At 48.2% G+C, this 24,130-nt stretch carries 17 protein-coding genes; 8 read left to right on the forward strand and 9 right to left on the reverse strand.

Annotation, left to right across the window (positions count from 1 at the left end):
- Nucleotides 1-35: 35 nt before the first annotated feature.
- A complete protein-coding gene (locus MKY01_RS26035; RefSeq protein WP_339284187.1) occupies nucleotides 36-992 on the reverse strand; it encodes a glycosyltransferase in 957 nt (318 codons plus the stop codon).
- Between the two features lie 768 nt (nucleotides 993-1,760).
- Between MKY01_RS26035 and MKY01_RS26040 the strand changes: the two genes are divergently transcribed.
- Nucleotides 1,761-3,326: a M4 family metallopeptidase gene (locus MKY01_RS26040; protein WP_036673412.1), complete on the forward strand. Its 1,566-nt coding sequence runs from the start codon at nucleotides 1,761-1,763 to the stop codon at nucleotides 3,324-3,326.
- A gap of 170 nt (nucleotides 3,327-3,496) precedes the next feature.
- Here the strand turns inward: MKY01_RS26040 and MKY01_RS26045 are convergent, their stop codons facing one another.
- Nucleotides 3,497-8,692: a WIAG-tail domain gene (locus MKY01_RS26045; RefSeq protein ID WP_339284190.1), complete on the reverse strand. Its 5,196-nt coding sequence runs from the start codon at nucleotides 8,690-8,692 to the stop codon at nucleotides 3,497-3,499.
- A 515-nt stretch (nucleotides 8,693-9,207) separates the two neighbouring features.
- Here MKY01_RS26045 and MKY01_RS26050 point away from each other — a divergent pair.
- Both MKY01_RS26050 and asd read left to right on the forward strand, forming a co-directional pair.
- Nucleotides 9,208-10,338, forward strand: a complete 1,131-nt coding sequence (locus tag MKY01_RS26050) for a YheC/YheD family protein (RefSeq protein WP_047841262.1) — start codon at nucleotides 9,208-9,210, stop codon at nucleotides 10,336-10,338.
- Nucleotides 10,339-10,423: 85 nt separating this feature from the next.
- The gene (gene asd / locus MKY01_RS26055) at nucleotides 10,424-11,215 is read left to right on the forward strand and encodes an archaetidylserine decarboxylase (RefSeq protein ID WP_036605808.1); all 792 of its coding nucleotides are present in this window, start codon (nucleotides 10,424-10,426) and stop codon (nucleotides 11,213-11,215) included.
- A 347-nt stretch (nucleotides 11,216-11,562) separates the two neighbouring features.
- Here the strand turns inward: asd and MKY01_RS26060 are convergent, their stop codons facing one another.
- On the reverse strand, nucleotides 11,563-12,348 hold the full coding sequence (locus tag MKY01_RS26060) for an AraC family transcriptional regulator (protein WP_036605807.1): 786 nt from the start codon (nucleotides 12,346-12,348) through the stop codon (nucleotides 11,563-11,565).
- Between the two features lie 369 nt (nucleotides 12,349-12,717).
- Nucleotides 12,718-14,175 (reverse strand): PLP-dependent aminotransferase family protein, encoded by a 1,458-nt coding sequence (locus tag MKY01_RS26065; RefSeq protein ID WP_339284192.1) that lies wholly within the window; start codon nucleotides 14,173-14,175, stop codon nucleotides 12,718-12,720.
- Between the two features lie 155 nt (nucleotides 14,176-14,330).
- Between MKY01_RS26065 and MKY01_RS26070 the strand changes: the two genes are divergently transcribed.
- The 3 genes from MKY01_RS26070 (at nucleotide 14,331) to MKY01_RS26080 (ending at nucleotide 16,771) form a co-directional block, all read left to right on the forward strand.
- Nucleotides 14,331-14,948 carry a pyridoxamine 5'-phosphate oxidase family protein gene (locus MKY01_RS26070; protein WP_017692473.1) on the forward strand — a complete coding sequence of 206 codons (618 nt, stop codon included), beginning with the start codon at nucleotides 14,331-14,333 and terminating at the stop codon, nucleotides 14,946-14,948.
- Nucleotides 14,949-15,126: 178 nt separating this feature from the next.
- Nucleotides 15,127-16,425, forward strand: a complete 1,299-nt coding sequence (locus MKY01_RS26075) for an aminotransferase class I/II-fold pyridoxal phosphate-dependent enzyme (protein ID WP_036673403.1) — start codon at nucleotides 15,127-15,129, stop codon at nucleotides 16,423-16,425.
- 217 nt (nucleotides 16,426-16,642) lie between these two features.
- Nucleotides 16,643-16,771, forward strand: a complete 129-nt coding sequence (locus MKY01_RS26080) for a hypothetical protein (protein WP_017692471.1) — start codon at nucleotides 16,643-16,645, stop codon at nucleotides 16,769-16,771.
- Nucleotides 16,772-16,940: 169 nt separating this feature from the next.
- Here MKY01_RS26080 and MKY01_RS26085 read toward each other — a convergent pair whose 3' ends face one another.
- The 5 genes from MKY01_RS26085 to MKY01_RS26105 all read right to left on the reverse strand — a co-directional run bounded on the left by MKY01_RS26085 (nucleotide 16,941) and on the right by MKY01_RS26105 (nucleotide 21,814).
- On the reverse strand, nucleotides 16,941-18,158 hold the full coding sequence (locus tag MKY01_RS26085; RefSeq protein ID WP_047841267.1) for an ABC transporter permease: 1,218 nt from the start codon (nucleotides 18,156-18,158) through the stop codon (nucleotides 16,941-16,943).
- A 2-nt stretch (nucleotides 18,159-18,160) separates the two neighbouring features.
- Entirely contained in the window at nucleotides 18,161-18,913 is a 753-nt protein-coding gene (locus MKY01_RS26090) for an ABC transporter ATP-binding protein (protein ID WP_036605802.1), read from the reverse strand.
- Nucleotides 18,914-18,940: 27 nt separating this feature from the next.
- Nucleotides 18,941-20,314: a DEAD/DEAH box helicase gene (locus MKY01_RS26095; RefSeq protein WP_047841268.1), complete on the reverse strand. Its 1,374-nt coding sequence runs from the start codon at nucleotides 20,312-20,314 to the stop codon at nucleotides 18,941-18,943.
- Between the two features lie 211 nt (nucleotides 20,315-20,525).
- Nucleotides 20,526-21,299: an SDR family oxidoreductase gene (locus tag MKY01_RS26100; RefSeq protein ID WP_047841269.1), complete on the reverse strand. Its 774-nt coding sequence runs from the start codon at nucleotides 21,297-21,299 to the stop codon at nucleotides 20,526-20,528.
- Nucleotides 21,300-21,355: 56 nt separating this feature from the next.
- On the reverse strand, nucleotides 21,356-21,814 hold the full coding sequence (locus MKY01_RS26105; protein WP_036605799.1) for a chemotaxis protein CheX: 459 nt from the start codon (nucleotides 21,812-21,814) through the stop codon (nucleotides 21,356-21,358).
- A 457-nt stretch (nucleotides 21,815-22,271) separates the two neighbouring features.
- Between MKY01_RS26105 and MKY01_RS26110 the strand changes: the two genes are divergently transcribed.
- Together MKY01_RS26110 and MKY01_RS26115 are read left to right on the forward strand one after the other, a co-directional pair.
- Nucleotides 22,272-23,174, forward strand: coding sequence for a LysR family transcriptional regulator (locus MKY01_RS26110; protein ID WP_036605798.1), 903 nt, complete (start codon nucleotides 22,272-22,274; stop codon nucleotides 23,172-23,174).
- 30 nt (nucleotides 23,175-23,204) lie between these two features.
- Nucleotides 23,205-24,014: a histidinol-phosphatase gene (locus MKY01_RS26115; protein WP_282320300.1), complete on the forward strand. Its 810-nt coding sequence runs from the start codon at nucleotides 23,205-23,207 to the stop codon at nucleotides 24,012-24,014.
- Nucleotides 24,015-24,130 lie beyond the last annotated feature (116 nt).

The raw sequence follows: 24,130 nt of genomic DNA on the forward strand, positions 1-24,130 counted from the left end.
ACCTCCAGCATGCTGCATCATACGATGCGACATGCTTACCTCGCCAGGTTGCGAACACGTTTCAGATCGGTATAACCTCCGCGGGGACCGAGCGTATCCGTAATCCACTTAATCGCTGCCATATGATCATTCAGTACCACTTGACTGAGCGGATCAGGTCCGCTTCGCTTTTTGATTCGTACTGCATTCATTCTACCCACAGGTACGTGATGAACAGCGCGTACCCGAAGTCCGCCGATCACTGCCTTGGCTTGTGCAAGTGGTGGAACTTCCAGTGAGGATATCCCCATGACCTCAAGTCCTTTTCGGCTTATTGCATGTGGAATAGCTGTCATGGATGCCCCCCGGAGATCGGATCTTGCGAGTATGCTGTTCAACATGTGTTTGGCCTCCACTACCGGATGAACAGGATGATGAGTGACCGGCCCATGGTAGTCGTTAAGCGCCACATCCGTTCCATTCAGCACAGCCTTCACGTAAGGGGCAAGGTGCTCTGCGGGAATTGCGATATCTGCATCAGTAAATAACAATACCTGACCGCGCGCCTCCGCTGCGCCTACTTTTCGTCCTCCATCATGCCCCAGTGCTTCGGCATACGTGAACACTCGTGCTCCAGCCCGTTTGGCTGCGTTTGCCGTACCGTCTGTTGAACCATTCACAACGACAAGCACTTCAGCATCACGGCATATCCGCCGCGCTTCACGGACAACTGCACCAATCCTTTTCTCCTCATTCATAGCAGGGATAATGACCGAGAGCATCGGTCCCTGAGAAACATCTCTGTGTGAAGGAGCATCACTCATGCCATTTTCCGCTCCATTCTCTCCTCCATCCTTAGCCTGTGACATCAGCTGTTTGGATGGAATAACGAACGTATAGGCCTTTGTACCCTTTTTGTGTCCAGACTTCCATCTTCGTTTCTTCAGCACTGTTTTTCTTCGTGTCACATTGGTTCGGGTTGCATAACGTGCTGTGGTACGGGTTTTGCGCAACAGTTTCACCTCCCGCATTCGATCATCGGCATGCCAAGGGAGTACACGTTATTCTATGTATTCGTGGAGCAGTGGAAACGGCGTTTGTCCTTGCACTAAGCAGGTTCTCCCTGTGAACACGAGGGTACAGGCCTTTCTTTTAGACAAAATACGTCAAAATATGTGAAAAACGCTACCTCTCCCCTACTTCAGACACAAATTTAACAAAAATCTAAAATTGTATCTTTTCCAAAGTTTTACATTGTGATAATATACGTTCCAAGCAGTTTTGTTTACAAAAATAACCTTGTGGTGAACATAAGTTCCCCTATATTTTTTAAATCAATTTATTGACCTTAGGTTGATTAGATTATGACCTCATTCACAGATCTTGTTAAGCAGATACATTCTACTCTTGAGAGGAGTGATGCCGTTCAGAACACACTGCCTTTGTCATTTACGCAAACCCGGATTGAACACCCCAGTTTTCCGTGAACGTATCTTCTACCTGCGCAATTGAACAACCCCCGGCTTTCTGAAAGAGGAACACAATAGACGATTAAACCTTCGGGTTGAACTGAATAAACGGTTATCCTTTTTGTTTGGTGTCGTGCTTAACACTTCCCGAGCTAAGGCCAAGCCGATTTTGTTCCAATCGTTTCTTGTCTCATTCCACGCTTCAGGTCTAGCCCCACGCTCCGCGCTGCCCAAGTTGCAGACGGAATTCCAACCGAGACTGGCATGAACATTTTCCAACCAAAAATAAGTTTAAGAATGGGAGAGTTTACTATGAAATTTGCCAAAGTTATGCCAACAATTCTTGGAGGAGCTCTTTTGCTCGCTTCCGTGTCCTCTGCTACTGCAGCTCCAGTGTCTGATCAATCCATTCCACTTCAGGCCCCTTATGCCTCTGAGGAGGGTATTCCATTGAACAGTGGAACAGATGACACTATCTTTAATTATCTTGGACAGCAGGAACAATTTCTGAATTCCGATGTGAAATCCCAGCTCAAAATTGTCAAAAGAAACACAGATACATCTGGCGTAAGACACTTCCGCCTGAAACAGTATATTAAAGGTATCCCGGTTTATGGTGCAGAACAGACGGTCCACTTGGACAAAACCGGAGCCGTGAGCTCCGCACTTGGCGATCTTCCGCCGATTGAAGAGCAGGCCATTCCAAATGATGGTGTAGCCGAGATCAGCGGAGAAGACGCGATCCAGATTGCAACCGAAGAAGCAACCTCCCGGATTGGAGAGCTTGGTGCCGCGGAAATCACACCTCAAGCTGAATTGAACATCTATCATCATGAAGAAGATGGTCAGACGTATCTGGTTTACATTACGGAAGTAAACGTACTGGAACCTGCCCCTCTACGGACCAAATATTTCATTAACGCAGTGGATGGCAGTATCGTATCCCAGTTTGACCTCATTAACTTCGCTACTGGAACAGGTACAGGTGTACTTGGAGATACCAAAACCCTGACAACCACCCAATCCGGCAGCACCTTCCAACTGAAAGACACCACTCGTGGCAATGGCATCCAAACGTATACGGCAAACAATGGCTCCTCACTGCCTGGTAGCTTGCTTACAGATTCGGATAATGTATGGACCGATCGTGCAGGTGTAGATGCTCATGCTCATGCCGCTGCTACGTATGATTTCTACAAAAACAAATTCAACCGTAACGGTATTAATGGTAACGGATTGTTGATCAGATCAACCGTGCACTACGGCTCCAATTACAATAACGCCTTCTGGAACGGGGCACAGATTGTCTTTGGTGACGGAGATGGAACGATGTTCCGATCCCTGTCTGGTGATCTGGATGTTGTGGGTCATGAATTGACGCATGGTGTTATTGAATATACAGCCAATCTGGAATATCGCAATGAACCAGGTGCACTCAATGAAGCCTTTGCCGATATTTTCGGTAATACGATCCAAAGCAAAAACTGGCTGCTCGGTGATGATATCTACACACCTAACACTCCAGGAGATGCGCTGCGCTCCCTCTCCAACCCTACATTGTATGGTCAACCTGACAAATACAGCGATCGCTACACAGGCTCACAGGACAACGGCGGTGTCCATATCAACAGTGGTATCATCAATAAAGCCTATTTCCTTGCTGCTCAAGGCGGAACACATAATGGTGTGACTGTTACCGGAATCGGCCGGGATAAAGCGATCCAGATTTTCTACAGCACACTGGTGAACTACCTGACACCAACGTCCAAATTTGCCGCTGCCAAAACAGCTACCATTCAAGCAGCCAAAGATCTGTACGGAGCAACTTCCGCTGAAGCTACTGCTATTACCAAAGCGTATCAAGCTGTAGGCCTGTAAAATCTTATTTTATTGTAGTTCAACTTATAATGTACTCATCCTAATGGTAACAAAACGTTCAGACACCCCTCACCGTCCGAACGGATTAAGCTGATATCAATCAAAAGCGGTGTCCCGGACAACCCTGGACACCGCTTTTGTCATTTGTTTATTACGGATACAATCCTGCACTATCCTTGCGAAGGTCCCGCAGCAATCCATGACAACAATCCGTACGTATGCTTGCAATCTGCTGTACGTGACACTTCAAGTACCGCTTCATCCTCACTCTGCGAGAGCAAGGAAATCTGGAATCCCCGATCATTACTCATGCCCACAATCACATAATGTTCTGAAGCAAATGATTCTTCAAAAACAACAGTTACCTCTGTGCATACTTCACTCTCTGGCAGTACAAAAGCTTCCATTCCGAATTGTTGTACAACCGGTTGTTTGCTTACGCTGCGAACGGGCTGGAAGGCCAGATGTTTGGCTTGAACTGCCCCCGATTGCAACTGGCTGCTGCCCACGGTATCATCACAGAGATGCTCCTGTTTAATCGATTGTTCACTTAACATAAACTCCGTAGTTCCAGCGATCTCCTGTGACTGTTCAAGCTGTGGTTGCTGAGCCTGTTCTGCCGGCTCTGTTGTGAACAAAGCTGCCGGTAGTTCGCCAAGCTGATCTGTTTGGGATACCAGCTCTTGTTGTTGCTCCAGACCAGCACCCGGTATTGCCTCGACGATTACCTGCTGTGATTGCTGTACACCTTCATTTTCTGGTTGAAGCAATCCCTCTTGTCTTTTGATAGTTGCCAGTTGCTCCAGCGTTTCTCCACTGAACTGACGGATCGCATTCCATATCTCTTCGCTCAGATGCGCTGGACCTACAATCCCCGCATTCAAATGATTAGAGGTAATACTCTGCTCACTCAGTTTGCTGCCGTTCACGCTGCCATCGGCCAATTTGGCACTGGTGACAGACCCATTTTGCAGATGAATCCCGCTTACTGCTTCCTCTTCCAGATGAGTTGTGCGAATACTGCGTTCCTGAATATGATCAGCAAGAATGGTTCCATCCTGGATATGACGTGTTTGCACACTTTTGTCTGCTATGTGGATAGCCGATACCGCACCTTCAAGCAATTTATTACCGTTCACACTGCCGTCAGCCATTTTGGCACTTGTTATGGAACCATTGTGCAGATGAATCGAACTTACCGATTCGGCTTTGAGGTGGGAGATTCCAATGCTTCGCTCTTGAATATGGTCAGCATGTATGGCTTTCTCTTGGATATGACGCGATTGCACACTTCCATTGGCAATATGGACATCCGACACCGCATCTTCAAGCAGTTTGTCGCTGCTCACACTGCCATCCGCCAGTTTGGCACTCGTTACAGATTCATTTTGCAGATGAACCGCACTTATTGCTTCCTCTTCCAGATGGAACGTACCAATGCTGTGCTCCTGAATATGATCAGCAAGGATCGCTCCTGCCTGGATATGGCGAGTTTGCACACTTTCCGACGCGATATGGCTCCCCAATACAGTATCTTCGAGCAATTTGCTGCCACTAATGCTACTGTCAGCCAATTTGGCACTTGTGACGGACCCATTTTGCAGATGAACCGCACTTACCGCTTCCTCCTCCAGATGGGCTGTGCCGATGCTTCGCTCCTGAATATGACCAGCATGAATAGCTCCTGCCTGAATATGCCCGGATTGCACACTTTCCGATGCGATATGAATCCCGGATACCGTACCTTCGAGTAACTTGCTGCCAGTTATACTACCATCCGCCAGTTTGGCACTCGTTACAGCTCCATTTTGCAAATGAATGGCACTTACAGACTCCTCTTCCAAATGTGCTGTGCCGATGCTCCGCTCTTGAATATGATCAGCATGAATGGCTCCTGCCTGAATCTTACTGGATTGCACACTATCGTCTGCAATGTGGATATCTGATACTGCTCCTTCGAGCAACTTGCTGCCGGTTACACTGCCGTCGGCCAACTTGGTACTTGTTACAGATCCATTTTGCAGATGAATGGCACTTACTGCTTCCTGTTCCAAGTGAAGCATGCCAATGCTGTGTTCCTGAATATGGTCAGCAAGGATTACTCCTGCCTGGATATGGCGGGATTGCACACTTTCAGAAGCGATATGGATTCCCGACACCGCATCTTCGATCAACTTGCTGCCGGTTACACTGCCGTCAGCCAGTTTGGCACTGATGACAGATCCATTTTGCAGGTGAATCGCACTTACTGCTTCCTCCTCCAGATGGGTTGTGCCGATGCTCCGCTCCTGAATATGGTCAGCATGAATGGCCCCAGCCTGAATATGCCCGGTTTGCACACTTTCGGACGCAATATGAACCCCCGATACGGTTCCTTCAAGCAATTTGCTGCCGTTGATACTGCCATCCGCCAGTTTGGCACTTGTTACAGATCCATTTTGCAAATGAACTGCACTTACAGACTGCTCATCCAGATGAACTGAGCCAATACTGCACTCTTGAATATGATCAGCAAGGATTGCTCCTTCTTGGATATGATGGGTTTGCACACTTTCATTGGCAAGGTGAGTAGCCGATACGCTTTCTGCGGCTAATTTGCTGCCATCCACACTACCCGTTGCTAGTTTGGAGCGTGTTACAGATTCATCCTGCAAAATAATCGTACTTACCGCTTCTTCTTCCAGATGAGATGTTCCGATGCTGCGTTCATGGATATGATGAGGAAGAATTTCACCATCTTGAATATGACGGGAATGCACAGCTCCTTGCTGTAGGTGAACAGCACTTGTCGACTCTGCCTGAAGATGCAAGCCACTGATCAAACCTGGCTGAAGGTGAGCCGCTGTAATGGATAAAGGTGCCAGATGGTCTGTTTCGACAGATCCAGGTGCCAAGTGATGCGATGTGACCACCTGTTCAGCAATATGCTCCTCATGAATGATGTCTGGCTTCAGATGCTGTGAGCTCACTACTTGAGTCCCCAAATGGTCAGATTTCACGCTGCCTTCAGCCAGATGGACGGATTGTACAACGGATGGCTGCAAGTGCTCGCTACCTACAGCAGCCTGTTGCAGTTCTGTCCCGGATACCGAGTCTGCTGTCAAATGGTCCGCACTTATGGAGCCATGTTGAAGTTTGTTGCCGGTAATACTGCCATCAGCAAATAATTCCGGCGAGCGTATTTCTTCCGACAAATGTTCCAGTGAAACGGCATGCTGCTTCAGGTGATATCCGCGAATGGTTCCTGCTGGAATATGTTTGGCGTTAATACTCTCTGCCATAATCTTGGAAGAAGTCACGCTGCCGTCTGCCAGTTTAGCTGACGTGACAGCAAAATCCGCCAGTTTATCTGTGGCAACACTTTCTGGTGAGAGCTTGGGGGAGGTAACCGCATGATCTGTTAGATGAGGCGGAAAAATGGACCCGCCAGCCAGCTGGGCTGAAGTTACACTATCAATAGCCAATTTGTCTGTGGTGACCGCGGCCCGTGCAATCGCATCCGTTTCAACACTACCCGGCTGAAGATGAGGTACACCTACGGCATGTTCTGTCAGATGTTCCGATTTCACTGCATAAGGTCTCAGGGCCTCGGAACCCACGCTGCCTGGAGCCAGATGTATCCCTGTGACTCCACCACTCGCAAGATGCGAGGATATAACACTTCCCGGGGCAAGCGCTCTGCTACTCACCGATGCCGTTCCAAGCTTTTCTGTTGTCACACTTCCATCCGCAAGTTTAACGTCTGTAACGGCACCATCCTGCAATTCATACGTACCCACGGCCGACTCTGCAAGATGCCGCTCACACACCACGTCGTCTGCAAGAGCGTCTCCGGACACACTTCCGGCAGATAGATGAGCTGCCTCGATGCTTCCACTTGCAATGTGAATAGAGTGAATTGCGGAATTGTCCACATGTACCGGCGTAATTCCCCGATTTGCAATGTGTTCCGCACGAATGGACCCTTTGGCAAGATGTTTACCCTGTACGGCTTCATCCGCAATTTTGGAAGAAATTACGCTCTGATCAGAGATCTTGGATGCCGTAATGGACTGTTCCAGCAATTTTGCTGTTCCAACAGACTGGTCTGCCAGTTTGCTACTGGTTACTGCACCTTCTGTCAAATGCTCACTGCCCACTTCTCCATTACCAATCTGCTCCTTGCCAACGGAATGAGCTCGAATCTGACTTGATCCGATTGAACCGTCCAGCAGATGTCTTCCAGTTAGTGAACCCTCAGCTAAATGTCTTGTTTGTATGGATCCATCCTCTATCTGGTCACTTCCAATACTGCCATTTAATAGTTGTGAACGACCGACAGACCCTTCTGCCAGATGTGTCTGTTTAACAGCACCTGCCTGAATATGGTGAGACTCGATGGAGTGTTCTTCGATTTTGCTGCCTGTGACAGCAGCTTCCCGAATTTTGGATGTAGTCACTGCATCGTCAGCCAGTTTGGAGGTATTCACAGCTCCTCCCGTGAGATGCCTTGTATCCACCCCGCTAATCGCGATCTTGTCTCCAGTTACGGCATGATTTTTGATTAATTCTTCCGTTACCAGCATGCGGCTGAGATGTCTTGTGCTGATGGAACCGTCGGCAATTTTAGCCGAATCGATGGCCTGGTTACCAAGCTTCTGAGAAGTAATACTGCCATCTCTGATTTTCTCGCCTGCAATAGAAGCATTCCGTATTTTGTGACCAGACACAGAACCGTCAATCAGGTGCTCCTCAGATACAGACGCTTCCGCAAGTTTCGCTGAAACGATGGCCCCGTCTGCAATGTGAATGCTGGTCACCGCATAATCCTGCAATGCTTCACTGCCGACCGCATCCGGTTTCAGCTTGGAGGCATCTACAGAGAAAGGAGCCAATTTGCTCTCCGTAACAGCAAATTCACTCAAGTCGTCCGTGTAGATGTAATGTCCGGTATGACCCGGCATCTGGTTCTGGTTCAGGATCTGCAGCCGGTCCTTGTTTGTTGTTTCTTGCTTGATGATACCCACCTCTTCTTCCAGAACAAGCGGAGCCACACTGCTAACCTGAATCTGCTTATCCGAGCTATCTTCTGTCTCGATTTCCTTGCTATCAGACTCTACGGGTTCCGGCTTGATTTCGGCTTCGATCTCCAACTCTTCCAGCTCATTTGTTGAAGAAGGTAGCTCCATTGAGTCGAATAGGAATTCTTCCGACTCCTGAACAGCTCTCGAATCCCTTTTATTCGTATTCAAGCGTTCTTCCCTATTCACAGTGAAACCTGAGTTCATCTTGTCTGCCCGGCGATCAGTCAGTTCCAATTCCTTGTATTTCGGGCTCACATGCCGCAGTTTCGGCGTCGGAACCTTCTTTTTGCCATTTTTACTCATGCAGCTTGCTCCTTCCTCTAACGTTCGTCTCCGGCATCATATGCTTCCATATGGGCATCTGCCACTTCATTTATGACTTTTGCGGATTCCAGAGCACGAATGTACAGGCGTCAAGACAGGAAGGTTCGATGATCTTCGTGGAAATAGGCGTGTCAGGGCAGCAGAGGAAAGGCGGCTGTCCACGCCCCCGTCCCAGTCATGTCATAGGATATTATATCTAGGTCGTGTCTGAAAACTCGCTGAAATGCATCTTTCACCGTCTTTTCGCCCCCTGCTGTGTCACTTTCCCTTGACGTGCCCCGGCACGCCTGCGGAAAACTTCCTTGCTTGGAACGAAGATTCGGCAAAACCTGCTTCCTTCAGAGTTTTAGACACGCCCTGAGCAAGCACTAGTGCTTGGCGATGCATCTTACACACCGGTCTGCGTTATCGCGATGTCTGAGCCATGCGGTGACAGGCCGGCATTCCATGAATGGACGATCCATGGTCGCGATAACATCGAAGGAGGAACGGTCATGCTCCAAGAAACGATCGGCATTATGTTCGATTCACGCATGTACCGGGGGATACCGGCCGGAAGGACCGGTCAGGAATCACTCGCGAATTATGAACAGGCAGCGGCCAGTTATGGATTAACTCCCTGCTTTTTGAGGCTGGAAGATATCGATTCGGATCAAAAAACATGTCTTGCCTATGTAAAAAAAGAAGGCAGATATGTTCGCGAGCGCATGCCACTGCCCTCCGTCATTCATAACCGCTCACTCCAGCTTCGCCGGACGGAACAGCATCAGATCACCAAGCTGATGTTGCAGGGTATCCAGGTATTCAACGTTCGCAACCGGTACCGTAAAGATCACATTCATGACATGCTTCATCAGGACCTCGCCTTGCGAGAACACCTGCCCCGTGCAGTCAAAGCTACGCCAGAGTCTCTGGCCTATATGATGGAACAATATGATGACCTCGTCATCAAACCATGCAGCGGTAGCATCGGTCATGGGATTCTGCGAGTCTTTGAGCGAGATGGACAGTGGAAACTAACCTGTGAGACGAAGGCGGCACGCAAAGGGTGGGCTACCTTCCGATTGAGCAAAGGACAGCTTCCTTCCGCCACCCTAAGGCGGATCTTTCGCCATGCCTACCTCATTGAAGAGCGTATCCCACTGGTACGTTATGAGGGCAGGCCGGTAGATTTGCGGGTATCTGTACAACGTGGCAGCGATGGTCTCTGGGGAATAACAGGCATGTTTGCCAAAGCGGCTCCTGCCCATACGTTTGTCAGCAATATCGCCCAGGGCGGTAAAGTCATGAAGCTCGCAGAGGCCCTTGGATTAGGGGAATCTGGCTTCGACCTGGCTCGACTGGAATACAGAATCGGACTCGTTGCCCTTCGAATTGCCCAAAACCTGGCGGCCAGTCTTCCACATCTGGCTGATCTGGGTCTTGATCTCGGGATAACGCGCAGCGGCCAGATCTATTTTATTGAATGCAATGGACGGGATCAGCGTTACGGTTTTCGCAAGGCGGGAATGTCGGAACACTGGAAGGCAACGTACAGCAAACCGATGGCTTATGGGCGTCTGCTGCTGGAACAGAATTCAAGAATTCCGAGACAACCGCAGACATACGATAGGAGACTATATTGATTTCGTGTGCATTCTGTGTCAATATTATGCAGAACGGCCGGTCTTGCCGGCCTTGAAGTTCGCATTAACCCTAAGGGGGATATTCATGGCAAAAACGCTGTTGCGATTAATGACCGAGCTTTCTTCGCGCAAATGGATCTCCCGGACCGTGGGAGCCTTCTCCAAAAGCCGGGGAAGTAAGGCATTTATCCCTTATTTTGTCCGGACCTACGACATCCCTGTTCAGGAGGCCGAGAAAGACTGGAAGGAATACCGTTCACTGAACGATTTCTTTACCCGCAAATTAAAGCCGGGCATGCGCCCGTTGGAACTTTCAGAGCATGCACTGATCAGCCCGGTAGATGCCAAGATTACGGCAGCCGGTCCAATATCTGCAGGGACACTCCTGAATGTTAAGGGACAAAATTATACACTTGCTGAATTATTAAACCATTCTCCCCATCTGGAGAAGTACAAGCACGGGTACGGGTTCGTCCTCTATCTCAGCCCTCGCGACTATCACCGCATTCATGCACCTGTCAGCGGCCGCAAAATAGAGAGCGAACACATCAAAGGCAAAGTTTATCCCGTGAATGACTTTGGCCTGACCCATATGAGATCCGTGCTTAGTCGAAACGAACGACTCATTACGTATATCGCACATGATTACGGTGAAGTGGCAGTTGTCAAAGTAGGTGCGATGAACGTGAGTAGCATACAATATGCTGATACGGACATAAGTACCTGGGCACAAGGCGATGATCTGGCCTATTTTGAATTCGGTTCCACCGTTGTTCTGCTGACGCAGAGTGGCACATTCGAACCAAACCCGGGCTTACAGCCAGGCGATTCTGTCAAAATGGGCGCATTGCTTGGTCGTTTGAAACCGAAGAACTAATGAGTCCATACGCAAATAAAGAGGATGGCGCAGCACCTGTAACCAGGTATTGCGCCATCCTCTTTATGAATTCATATTCATCCATATATACATGCAATACGAAGCTTCGCTCCGTCGTTATTGGTCTGCTGAGTTCTCCTCAAAACCACACATCTTGCAAGTCCTCTGCCGGTTTGAAGCGACGCAGACGGTTCCGGAAAATATTGCATCCCTTCGTAGAGCATCCCCGGTTGCGGACCCGACGTTTTCCGTTCATCACAAGTTCCCCCTTTTGGTCATCTGGAATGCTAGATAATTACCCTTGCATTCCAGACTTGAAACGGTTTCCTGTTTTTCTCATCAGAATTTTAACGAATCTCGGACGGGCTTTTGCCGGTATACTGCTTGAACTGACGACTGAAGAAGAAAATATCCCGGTAGCCCAGAGCATCCGCCACTTCGGTCACATTCATGCCGGTATGCACCAGCAGATGTTCCGCCCGTTCAATACGCATGCGGATAATATAAGATTGCACCGATGAGCCCACCAGTTCCTTGAACTTGATCGAGAAGTATCGGGGCGATAAGCCAGCCCGCGCAGCCAGATCTTCCACCCGATGTGTAATCCCGGGATGCTGACGCACATAATTGGCGACCTCCTGGATGACATCGGACAACTGGTTGCTCACCTTTTTCTCCACAGGTTCTTCCGTATCAGCGCGCAGCAAATGAATCATCAATTGTTTCAGAATCAATCGGCTCTCTTCATCACGTCCGTACACATCTGATAAGAACAGTCTTACATAACGTGCCAGCAAGTGCTCAAACTCCACCGTTTCCTGTACCTCGCGATAGGACTGGGGAACGTCAGCAACAGGCACGTCCACATCAAAGTGAATATACGTAAGTACCAACGGTTTTTGCTTATTATGTGTTGCAGTAGGATGATCTCCTGGCCTGAACAAAAAACAACTACCCTTGCCAACTTCATACGACTGGTCATTCAGTACAAGCGTTCCTTCACCACTCCATACATAAAATAAATCATAGTTTTGCATCGGTTTTTCCCGTTTCTGCCACTTCCAGCCCGGTTCACAGACAATTTTGGCGACAGCGGGCAAAATAACAAATGATGACGGCGATGCCTGCAGCATGTCGCCACTCCCCCTTGATAGTTAATCTCTCTGCATATGGCATCATTCTGATCTGAATCTCACTTCTTCAATCCAGGCCATATGTATTTCAGTATCTATAGAAATTGAACTAAAGAACATTTACACTTGCCACTTCGATGACAGAACAACCTTCCGATCGCTGTTATCCCCAGATTTTTTGATTCACTTTTACAAAGGTGAAAATCTGACGATAAAGGCGAACGCTCCGCTTCTTCAGGTTATTTCTGCCCTCTACGTTTTCGTGTAAATAATTAGTTCAACTTGTATAGCATGATTAAATACAACTTGCTCATATATGATCTCTGCTCCTACAGGAGCGAAATGTCTTATCCCATTATACAGCGGAATTCACCGAAACGAAAATGTGCACTTCTCCCAGGCTAGCCGCATTCGCCGGATTCCCTCTGTTATCTCTTCTTTCTCCAGATGTGCAAAAGCAAAGCAGGCCGCCGGATGATCTGAAGTCAACCGATATCGCTCTGCATCACGGAACAATATGCCATCCTCCTGAGCGAGCTTTTTAAATCGCTGATAACTGTCCACATCGCCATTCCAGGTGGCGTAGATATGCAGTCCTGCATCACCAAGCTGCATCGTGAATGCTTCCGGCAACTGTAGTTCCATCTCGCGGACAAAAAAATCATGCCGTTCCCCATATAACCGGGTTAACCGTCGTAAGTGCCTCAGGTAACCTCCTCGGGTCATAAATTTTGCCAGTGCGCGCTGCTCTAACAGCGCTGGAGGTACCGGTTCATACAACGCCTTGGCGGCAAGCAGAGGTTCTACCAGACCAGGTGGCAGGACGGCATAGCCAAGTCGGAACGAAGCCACCATCGTTTGTGAGAATGATCCAACATAGATGACACGCTGTTCACTATCAAGCACTTTGAGGGGTTCAATCGGTCTTCCGCCCCATCGGAATTCACTGTCATAATCATCTTCAATGATGACCGCATTCCGCTTTGAGGCCCACGCAAGCAAGGCACGTCTTCTGTCCAATCCCAGCACGGCCCCTGTTGGAAACTGCCGGGTAGGGGTGACAAATAACGTCTGTGCCTCCCAAGGCTGAGGAATAATGCCTGCGGCATCCACCTCTGCCGGGATGATATGCCCACCACAGGACTTGACGGCATGAGCGATGCCCGGATACCCCGGATTCTCTAATACAACTGCTACCCCCTCTGCGATCAACAGCTGGGATAGAAGGGTGATGCCTTGCATTGAACCGCTGAACAATACAATCTGAGATGGTTCAGCCTGAATACCACGTGTCCATCTGAGATGGGAGGCGATGGCCTCACGCAGCTCCGGATCACCGGCTACACCGCTCGATTCTCGCCAACCACTGCGATGAACCGCAGCGAGTGCACTCTTCCACTCCCCTAACGGGAAATGTTCCGCAGGCATGCGCTGCATTTGAAAATTAATGACGGACGGCTTCGGTGAAGACATCTGAGTCCGCAGAACTTCATGTTGCGTATTCAACCTCTGTACCCGCTCACCCCAGGGAGACAGGTTGAGAACGGCTTCCTGTTTTTCATTTTCCTGAGTGGATAATGTTTCGGTGACAAATGTACCTCTTCCCCGATGTGCATGGACATAACCATCCGCAAGCAGCATGTCGTATACCTGAGCTACCGAACCACGTGACATCTCATATTGCCTTGCCAACTCACGTGTGGAAGGAAGCCGCGTGCCTCCCACCAATGTACCTGCATGAATGGCATCACGTAACGCATGGTACAATGCCTCATACTTATATCGATGCTGAAGTTCATAGGTATCCATCGGCAGCCACAATTCCATCTTGCACCTCTCTTCATTTGTCTTCATCTGTGATCCCCGACTAATTGGCCTACTAAAGTGAATGTAAATTGGATCTATTTCATTGTCAATGTATGAACTATTGTTATCCATAAGATATGGCGTTCTATTATACATTCAATGATGGGGGAATACACATGAGACGGAAAGAATTCACAGTAGATGAAGAACAGGAAATCACCGCATTTCTGGATCAGTGCTCCTTCGGGTTTCTGGGAACGGTCAGTCCGGACGGACAACCACGGGTTACACCGCTGAACTTCGTATATATGGACGGTTGCTTTTATTTTCACGGCAGTCTGGCTGGCGAGAAGATGAAACAGATCAAACAGGATTCGTCGGTCAGTTTCACAGTAGCTGAAGAGTTCTCCCTGATTCCATCCTATTTCAGTGATCCTGAGCTGGCTTGTCCGGCAACTTCTTTCTTCAAAAGTGTTATGGCCTTTGGTCAGGCTGAACCGGTTAAAGATCTGGACATCAAAGGTAAGGTACTGCAACGATTCATGGAGAAACTCCAGCCGCAAGGCGGATATGTACCCATTGACGCTACTGACTCGCGTTACACAGGAAACCTCAAAGCTGTAGCCGTAGTCCGAATTAGTCCTGAACGGATCAGCGCCAAGTTTAAATTTGGACAAAATTGGTCTATTGAACGCCTGGATCATATCCGTGGTGAACTGGAACAGCGCAATGAAGGAAGAGATGCCGAAACTGCTGAAATGATGCGGAAATACTGTCCATTTCATCAACAATAAGTTTCATTTCTTGAGGATTACTCCAAGGTCGAATACAACGATAACCCACCCGAAAACCCTCTGCAACAACGCGGTAAAGTGATATAACTGTCATATTGCGTAATTTCCGTGACGGGGGCATGTCAAGGTGATATAATGTTAGGCAGTTGAATCACAAAGACTTGGAAGGATGAAAAGAATGAATCCACTGGCTGAACAGTTGAACGAAAGTATTCAGACAGGCAGCAGTCACGTCTACTCCATGCTGTCACAGCTTGGCAAAGAAATTTATTTTCCTAAAGAGGGGATTTTGAGTCAATCTGCTGAAGCAGCAAGCTTGGCCAAGACCCATAATGCCACGATTGGTATCGCCCTGGAGGGTGGTGTGCCGATGCATCTTCAGGTTATTCAGGAGAAGCTGTCTGCATTCCAACCAAAGGATCTGTATCCTTACGCTCCACCTGCAGGCAAACCTGAATTGCGGACCGTTTGGAGAGACAAGATGCTGAAGGAAACGCCTTCTCTGGAAGGCAAAACGTTTGGCAATCCGATTGTAACCAATGCATTAACCCATGGACTTAGTATCGTAGCCGACCTGTTCGCCGATGAAGGGGACGCTGTCATATATCCAGATAAAAACTGGGAAAATTACGAGCTGACCTTCGGAATTCGTCGTCATGGCCAGTTGGTTCATTATCCCCTGTTCGATGATCAGTTGAACTTCAACAGTGAGGGTCTGCTTCAGGCTTTGCTTGATCAAAAGGACAAAGGTAAAGCCATCGTTCTGCTCAACTTCCCGAATAACCCTACAGGTTATACGCCTGGAGCCGAAGAAGCAGATGCCATTGTGAACACGATTCTTCAGGCAGCTGAAGCCGGCGTTAACGTGGTTGCTGTAACAGACGATGCTTACTTTGGACTGTTCTTCGAAGATTCCATTCATGAATCCCTGTTTGGCAAACTTGCCAACATTCATCCACGTGTGTTGACCGTAAAAGTGGATGGTGCAACCAAGGAAGAATTCGTATGGGGCTTCCGCGTTGGATTCATTACGTATGCCCATGAAGATGCAGCCGTTCTGCATGCATTGGAACAAAAAACACTCGGTATTATCCGGGCAACGATCTCCAGTGGCCCGCATCCTTCCCAGACTTTTGTACTGGATGCGCTCAAAGCACCGGAATTTGAAGCACAGAAACAGGAGAAGTTCGAGATTATGAAAGGCCGCGCCAATAAGGTAAAAGCCATTCTCGATAGCGGCAAGTATGGAGATGCATGGGACTATTATCCGTTCAACTCCGGTTACTTCATGTGCCTGAAGCTAAAAGAAGTTGGCGCTGAAGAACTTCGAAGCCATTTGCTGCACAAATATGGTGTGGGTACAATCGCGCTGGGTGAATCGGATCTTCGAATCGCCTTCTCCTGTATTGAAGAATCCGGGTTGGAAGATCTGTATGAAACCATCTATCGTGGAGTTCAGGATCTGCGGACGACTTAGTTAACACAGACCTGTACCCTGAATGTTATAAGAACCCTTTGTATAACGGCGACGTTTCATGTCACTGAATATACGAAGGGTTCTTTTGTGTTTTATCAGCCCAAAAGCTTTAATTTCTGGCTTTACCGGGCATCGGCCCAATCAGCCTACCCCCATGGCACATAATATACGATGTACGCAAGGGCGTGCCAAACAACCACTTGAAAGGGGAATGACCATGTCTGGAGTTGAAGATACAAGAGGCGGTTATGGATGCGGCGGTTACGGCGGAGGATTTACAAACACAGGTGCCATTCTCGTTCTGTTCATCTTGCTCGTGATTATCACTAAATCGTTCCTCTGTTAGTACCAATACACACTTGCGCGAGAACCAAGTGATCTGATTGCAAGATTCCATTACAGCACAAAGAAGGGTATACCGGGACACAGCCCGGAATACCCTTCTTTTGTTATCTTTTGTACCTCTCACTGGTGAACCCAATGTAATAATCCGAGTTGGTCCGGTGTCCGATCGTTTACTCGTCCTCTTCTTCCTTCAACCACTTGTTACCTTGCGAACGCCGCATGATCACAATCACCAGTATACCCAAAATAAGTGCTACTCCGGTGACAGTCAGTCCGCTTGCTCCGGCAGCCAGCATAGGCAACCACATGAGTAACGCAGCCAGTGCATGTAGATGGAATATGAATCCCAACACCTGAGAACGACGACTCTCACCCGAGATTGGATAGATCATAATCCAGAACGATTCACTATGACTGCGACGCAGCGCACCTAACTGAACACCTGCAAGCAACAGGAAGAACAGATACACCCCGACACCAAAGTAGCTGCCTGCTGTCCACCAGGATAGTAACATGCCCAGTACAACTAGGCGTAACACGATTGAGAACACTTCGGTTCGAACAAACGTTTTGGTTATCAAGTAACGGTAAGCTTTCCCTGCATTCCAGGGAAGACCACTCCCCAATTTGCTAAGCCAGCGACGCGAACTTACTTTCTGTCCGGATGAAGGTACATCCACAAACCAGCCGAGCGTCCGCATGACTCTGCCAGCCTGCCCCTGTTCCACCTGAATCAGTCGTTCCCACGCTACCCGATGTTTCACCGGTATACGCAAGGCGACGATGTAGACAACAGCCAGCAACAGCAGGAACCAGACGCTGCGCTGCGGTGGCTGCCACAGCCATGCGCCAACCGCCAGCACTGCCAGAGCCCATCGCAAGAGACGATATCCTCTTGCTGCCCCGACCTGAACCATTCTTAGCTCTTGCCACGCTCCATAACTGGACAACCCTTTCCAAAGCAACAGGAATACGATGAACCAGCCAAATGGCCGTGCATCCAGATCTGCTCTGACATAGAGCGGCCACAGTGTAACAAATACAAGCAGCAAGCCCAGAGTTTTATAGATGATGCCCCGGGCAAAGCTGTTCTTCAAATATTCCTGCATCCGGTATTCCTGTGGTCGCAGGAACACAATATCTGCCGGAAGCAGATATGTACGATAACTGCTAAACAGCACTAGCGGTGCCAGCAGCAGCAATGCAACCCAGCGAATCGGAAATTCCGCCGGAATGTTCTGGACAAACGATGTATACCAGGCGGAGAACGCAATGACGAGAAATAAAAAGACCATAGCTACACCGCTCTGGATCACATAACCCAGATAAGGAAGAATTCCGTTCCAGAATCCTGTGCGTCTTTGCTTCCATAGCAGCTTGAGATCCATGCTCAATCCCTGCCTTGTACGAGGGAATAGAACATGTGCTCCAGCGTGGCATCCGATTCCCCGAATTGGGAGCGCAGTTCATTCAGCGTACCTTGAGCAATAACCTGCCCACGGTGCAGAACGATAAAACGGTCACAGTAATTTTCAATCGTGGACAGAATGTGTGAACTGAGCAGGATGGATGATCCCGAAGCTTTCATCTCCAGCATAAAATCAAGCAAAGAGCGAATACCCAGCGGGTCCAGTCCCAGGAAAGGCTCATCAATGATGTACAGTGGTGGTCCTGCCACAAAAGCACACATGATCATGACCTTTTGTCTCATCCCCTTGGACAGGTGAGTCGACAGACTTGTACTTTTCTCATTCATACGGAACAGTTCCAGTAGTTTCTCCGTACGTTGTTTGAAATCAGCCTCCGACACATTGTACGCTCTTGCCGTAAACTCCAGGTGCTCCATCACCGTCATCTCATCATACAGTTCGGGTGATTCCGGTACAAATGCCATAGCCGATTGGTAGATCTGCGCATCCTCGTCCCGCTTCTTGCCCATCACTCGCACTTCGCCCTGTTGAGGTGTCATCAAGCCGAGGATGTGTTTCATGGTTGTGCTTTTGCCAGCACCGTTTAAGCCGATTAGTCCGACCATCTCTCCACGTCCAACTTCCAGATCGATGCCGTGAAGGACGGGCCGTTTGGCACTATAACCTCCGCTTAACCCGCTGATTTGCAGAACAGGCGATTGAACGTTTTCCATCTATCCCTGCACCCCTTTCGTCAGATTCTATTCTTCGGAGCGTGGCGTTTTATCTTTACTCCACTTGGGTGCTCCTTTGTTTTTACGATCCTGGTCGCGCTCCGTGCGGCCTGTATTACCCGTTGGTTTGCTACCTGCTGGACGCGAATTGGAGATTGTAGCTCTGGTTCCCCCATTACGATTGCCCTGACCTGGTTTGCGATCTCTGGATTGTCCTGGTTTTCTGGAGAACGAATGTCCCTCAGGCCGCGTGTCCGGACGCGGGTCAGCCTCCAGTACTTTACCGCCAAAGAGTACACGTTCTGACAGTTCGATTCCGAGTTCGCGTGCGAATTTACGCATAATAAAGATCTGTGTTTCATCCACAATGGACAAAACGATACCCGAGCGTCCCATCCGGCCTGTACGACCTGCACGGTGAACATAGTGCTCCGAGTCAAAGGCAGGGTCATAGTTAATGACCATTGGCAAACCTTCGATATCCAGTCCTCTGGCAGCCACTTCGCTGGCAATCAGCAACTGAAGTTTGCCATTACGGAAGGCAGACAATACGTTACTGCGCGTCACTTTGTCAGCATCTCCATACAGCGCAGCAGCGGACAAGCCCAGATGATTCATTTTTGCTTCAACTTCACCAATATCTTCGGTTGCATTCACAAATACGATTGCCCGATCCGGATTGTACTGTCTAACCAGACGACGCAGCATGTCAATTTTGTTACGGTTTTCTTCTACAAAATAATAATGCTCAAGGCCCGCAGCCGTAGCTCGATCCGGTTCAATTCCGATCTGCACAGGCTCTTTCATCTCACGCTTTGCGAGTCCAGCTGTATGCTCATCAATGGTTGCTGACAGGAAGATCAGCTGACGGTCCCGCAATGCGCTCTTGAGTACAAAGTTCACGTCACTTACGCCGCCAAGTTGGAACACTTGGTCTGCTTCATCGATAACAATCGTAGAGACGTTGTGCATTTTCAGTTTTTTGAGTGTAATCAATTCCTTCAGTCGTCCCGGTGTACCCACAACCAATTGTGGATGCTCACGTAGCTTCTCGATCTGACGTTTAGCCGCTGCGCCTCCAATTAGACCCAATACGCCAATCTTACGTTCTTCCGCATAACGCTGCGCTTCACGTACAATTTGCATCGCCAGCTCTTGCGTAGGTGCAATAATGAGTTTCTGCGTACCTTTGATATCCATTTTGATGGATTGTAACAGTGGCAGCAGATATGCCAGCGTTTTTCCTGTTCCCGTCTGGGATTTGGATACGACATCTCGGCCTTCCAAAATAACCGGGATCGTCTGAGCCTGTACAGGTGAAGGTTCGTTAATGCCATGTTTCGCCAAAACGGCCTCCAGATCCTGTTCCACGCCAATTGAAGCAAATGTTTGATTCGTCATGTATGTCCATCCTTTTAATTTATTCATTTTGATGCTAGCCTTGCTTGTACGGATATAAACCGAAGCCTGTCATCACATTACCTTTCATTATATGCGAAAAAAGCCCGTGTACCAAATCTTATTCCAGAATTGTATGTATACACGCCAAAAAAAAGAAAAGCCCCTCGGCGGAGCCTTTCTTTCATTCCGTATATGATGCCTCGTATCACATTTACTTCTGATTCATTACACCGTGCGACAATCGATCTGCAAGACGAGGAAATAGCTGGTACAACCATATGCCAGCAGAAGCAAGTCTTGGCAGATTCACTTCTTCCTTGCGCTTTTTCATCGCCCGAATCATATGACCCGCAACGTCTTCCGGTTTCAACATCATCCAGCGTACATTATTCACATAATTGCCAGAAGGGTCAGCCCGATGGAAAAACGGTGTATCAATCGGACCTGGATTAATCGTTGTCACCATGACTCCAGTCTTGCGAAGCTCCTGACGCAGCGCATTACTAAATCCGAGTACAGCATGTTTCGTAGCTGTATAGGAAGCGGATTTGGCTGTACCGATTTTGCCAGCCATGGAGGCCACGTTCACAATCTGACCTTTGCCACGTTCCAGCATTTGTGGAAGCACTGCTTTGGTGCAGCGGACAATGCCCATGTAATTAACGTCCATCATCTCATCGAATTCCTGTACAGACATCTCTGTCATCGCTGCGAATTTCCCGTAACCTGCATTGTTCAGCAAAATGTCGATTCGTCCGTATTTATGCAATATCGCATCCACAGCTGCCTGAACCTGCTCACTATCCGTAACATCAAGTGTGAGTAATTCATGCGGCCCTTTCAGCGAGGCACCAATCTCTTCCAGCTTGTCCCGTGAACGGGCAGCCAGAATTGGGATGGCTCCTTCTTCTATCAGCATCTGCGCACACAGCGCACCGATACCACTCGATGCACCTGTGATAAACACTACCTGATCTTTCAGCATCCGTGATGTCCTCCCGTATTGAACACATATTGCCTTTTGAGGCGTATGGTTCTATTCTACGAGATCATGACCTGAATATCCATCTCACCAATGCCGTCCATCAGCAAAGGAATACTCAGTGCTTTCGTTGCACTAAATGTAGTCAGATGTTCGGACTTCATCACTTGTGGAGGTGTAATATCGACCACAACACCCTGGTTTGACAGGATCGTGCTGGCGTTACCACTGATCATATTCCCCAGTTCGGAAATCGCACTTTTGCTCATTTCATCCATTTCTGTAATGACAAAACCACCCATCATCGCAGATACAATTTTCAATGCAACTTGTTCATTAATTCCAAATACAATGTTTCCGCTAAGTTGTCCGGTCATTCCGATCACGATCCAGACATGGTCTGCAATGTACTCTACATTTTTCACGCCAAGACTCCCGGTGGAAGGCGAAACCTGGATGAGCTGTTCGAATACGTTCCGTGCCGATTCCAGGAAAGGATTAATCACTTCCGCTTTCACTGTCTATGTCCCCCTCGCACTGGGTTATTGGTCACACACCAAAAGTCCCATATTCATTAAATTTATTATACTTTATCACGTACAAGAATTCATTAAGAATTCGTTAAACCATGTGTACTATAATTTATCGTCATCCGTGGGGCAAATGTTTATAGCTGATTCTAGCGAATAAACAGCGCTTTTCACTTCTTTTGAAGAAAGCATTTCGATCATCGTGCGTGGCAAAGGGCATTTAGGACTTTATTACTGCTTTCTCACAACTGTAAAAAAAATCAAATTCTTGTATTCGCGTTTTTTTCACAGTCTCTTGAACTACTTTTGATCCTGATCATTACCTTCATTGCTCTGCTGTCCTGAATCACCTATAATTTAAGATAACGGAACAATAACCAGTTACGGGATTACATCACACTAAACATTACATAATCAAGAAATTTTGCCTGCAAGGAGGTCACCTATGAACATAAGCCAACTGGAGACACTAATTACCATTTCCAAAACGATGAGCTTCCGCAAAGCGGGAGAACTTCTGAACCTGACCCAGCCTGCCGTCTCGGCCCAGATCAAAAGTCTGGAGGACGAATTCAGCACCGTTCTTGTGGATCGTAACCAACCCGTTACCCTGACAGACCGTGGACAGGTATTCCTGGAGCACGCTGAACGGATGCTCGATATCGTTGATGAGTTGAAACAAAAATTGTCCGATCTCGATGAAACGCCTCAGGGACGTATCGTGTTAGGCACAACAACTTCCATTGCTATTCAGATCTTGCCAAGGGTGTTATCCTATTTCCAAGATCAGTTCCCGCTGATCAAAACCAGTATCCAGTCCCTTCCTTCATCACAGATCTATACCCAGGTCGAAAATGGTCTGGTTGATATTGGTATCGGTTATCTCACGGAGCGTAATCCCAACCTGAATACATCTGTGCTGTACTATGACACATTTGAACTCGTGGTATCTCCTTCCCATCCGCTGGCGAAGAAGAAACATGCTGCAGTCGATGTGCTCCGGAGTACACCATTGATTCTGCTGTCCCCTGATACCGTAGGACGAAGGTTTACGGAAACTATCTTCAAGAAACATAATATTGAACCTAATATTGTAATGGAGTTGTCGAGCAGCGAAGAAGTGAAACGGATGGTCGAGATTGATCTCGGGGCAGCTGTCATCTCCAAACAATCTGTTGCGCATGAGTTGCGTCAAGGTACATTACGAATGATACCCTTAAGTGAGCTGGAGGTCAGTCACCCTGTTGGTGTCATCTATAAGTCCAGTCGATACCTTAACTCAGCGATGCAGCAGTTCATAAGTGACCTCAAAGGTATGCCGGAAACCCAATTCATCAGTTCAGAATGACAATGAGCCATGAGAAAGGAAGGATTCCATATGAAATTTGATCTTCATACACATCATTTTCGTTGTGGTCACGCAGACGGCAACATCCGCGATTATATAGAGGCAGGTATTAAGGCAGGACTTCAGGCCATCGGTATCTCGGATCATACGCCGTACTTTGGCAGTGAGCTTGAGCAGGCATTTCCCCGGATCGCAATGGGCAAGTCGGAATTGCAGCATTATGTGGAAGAAGTCCTTACTTTGAAAGAAGAGTACGCTGGTAAAATCGATGTGCTGCTCGGCATTGAATCCGACTACTTCCCTGTTCATGCAGAATTGTACCGTACCACACTGGGACAGTATCCTTTTGACTATATTATTGGTTCAGTTCATCATACCGAGGATGTGAGTATCTTCAACAAAACCCGGTGGAATGGCCTAAGCAATGCTCGCAAAGTTGAAGTGAAAGAAAGTTATTATTCATTAATTCGGGAATCGGCTCGCAGCGGTATGTTCCAGATTCTTGGACATATTGATGCGATGAAAGGAAACTATCCACCTTTCTCCGATATTATCGCTGATCAGGCCATTGATGAAACGTTGCAGGTCATTGCAGAATCCAACGTAGCGATCGAAATTAACACATCTGGCAAAACCAAACTCAGCGGTGGCTGGTATCCCTCGGATGCCATTCTGGAACGCGCCCATCATTATGGAGTGAAGGTAACATTTGGATCGGACGCTCATAAACCACAGCGGGTTGCAGACGAGCTGGATGACGTTCATACACGTCTCAAGGAGATCGGATTCACCGACTGGGTATACTTCAAGCAGAAACAGATGCAGGTTGTTCCACTGTAAAAAATATAGCAAACACAAAGGCCCCCACAGCGCGCTTGTTCACGCCGTGGGGGCCTTTTATTGCCCTATAAAAGGAAATATAATTATATTTTACACGATAACGGAGAGGACAGAAA

Source organism: Paenibacillus sp. FSL R5-0486 (assembly GCF_037975155.1).
GTDB classification, from domain to species: domain Bacteria; phylum Bacillota; class Bacilli; order Paenibacillales; family Paenibacillaceae; genus Paenibacillus; species Paenibacillus amylolyticus.

Excerpts from the sequence above, each read along its gene's own strand:
- MKY01_RS26045 (WP_339284190.1), bottom strand. The coding sequence starts at position 8,692 with ATGAGTAAAAATGGCAAAAAGAAGGTTCCGACGCCGAAACTGCGGCAT.
- MKY01_RS26050 (WP_047841262.1), top strand. The coding sequence starts at position 9,208 with ATGCTCCAAGAAACGATCGGCATTATGTTCGATTCACGCATGTACCGG.
- MKY01_RS26110 (WP_036605798.1), top strand. The coding sequence starts at position 22,272 with ATGAACATAAGCCAACTGGAGACACTAATTACCATTTCCAAAACGATG.
- asd (WP_036605808.1), top strand. The coding sequence starts at position 10,424 with ATGGCAAAAACGCTGTTGCGATTAATGACCGAGCTTTCTTCGCGCAAA.
- MKY01_RS26080 (WP_017692471.1), top strand. The coding sequence starts at position 16,643 with ATGTCTGGAGTTGAAGATACAAGAGGCGGTTATGGATGCGGCGGTTAC.
- MKY01_RS26065 (WP_339284192.1), bottom strand. The coding sequence starts at position 14,175 with ATGGAATTGTGGCTGCCGATGGATACCTATGAACTTCAGCATCGATAT.
- MKY01_RS26060 (WP_036605807.1), bottom strand. The coding sequence starts at position 12,348 with ATGCTGCAGGCATCGCCGTCATCATTTGTTATTTTGCCCGCTGTCGCC.
- MKY01_RS26040 (WP_036673412.1), top strand. The coding sequence starts at position 1,761 with ATGAAATTTGCCAAAGTTATGCCAACAATTCTTGGAGGAGCTCTTTTG.
- MKY01_RS26085 (WP_047841267.1), bottom strand. The coding sequence starts at position 18,158 with ATGGATCTCAAGCTGCTATGGAAGCAAAGACGCACAGGATTCTGGAAC.
- MKY01_RS26070 (WP_017692473.1), top strand. The coding sequence starts at position 14,331 with ATGAGACGGAAAGAATTCACAGTAGATGAAGAACAGGAAATCACCGCA.
- MKY01_RS26090 (WP_036605802.1), bottom strand. The coding sequence starts at position 18,913 with ATGGAAAACGTTCAATCGCCTGTTCTGCAAATCAGCGGGTTAAGCGGA.
- MKY01_RS26095 (WP_047841268.1), bottom strand. The coding sequence starts at position 20,314 with ATGACGAATCAAACATTTGCTTCAATTGGCGTGGAACAGGATCTGGAG.
- MKY01_RS26100 (WP_047841269.1), bottom strand. The coding sequence starts at position 21,299 with ATGCTGAAAGATCAGGTAGTGTTTATCACAGGTGCATCGAGTGGTATC.
- MKY01_RS26115 (WP_282320300.1), top strand. The coding sequence starts at position 23,205 with ATGAAATTTGATCTTCATACACATCATTTTCGTTGTGGTCACGCAGAC.
- MKY01_RS26075 (WP_036673403.1), top strand. The coding sequence starts at position 15,127 with ATGAATCCACTGGCTGAACAGTTGAACGAAAGTATTCAGACAGGCAGC.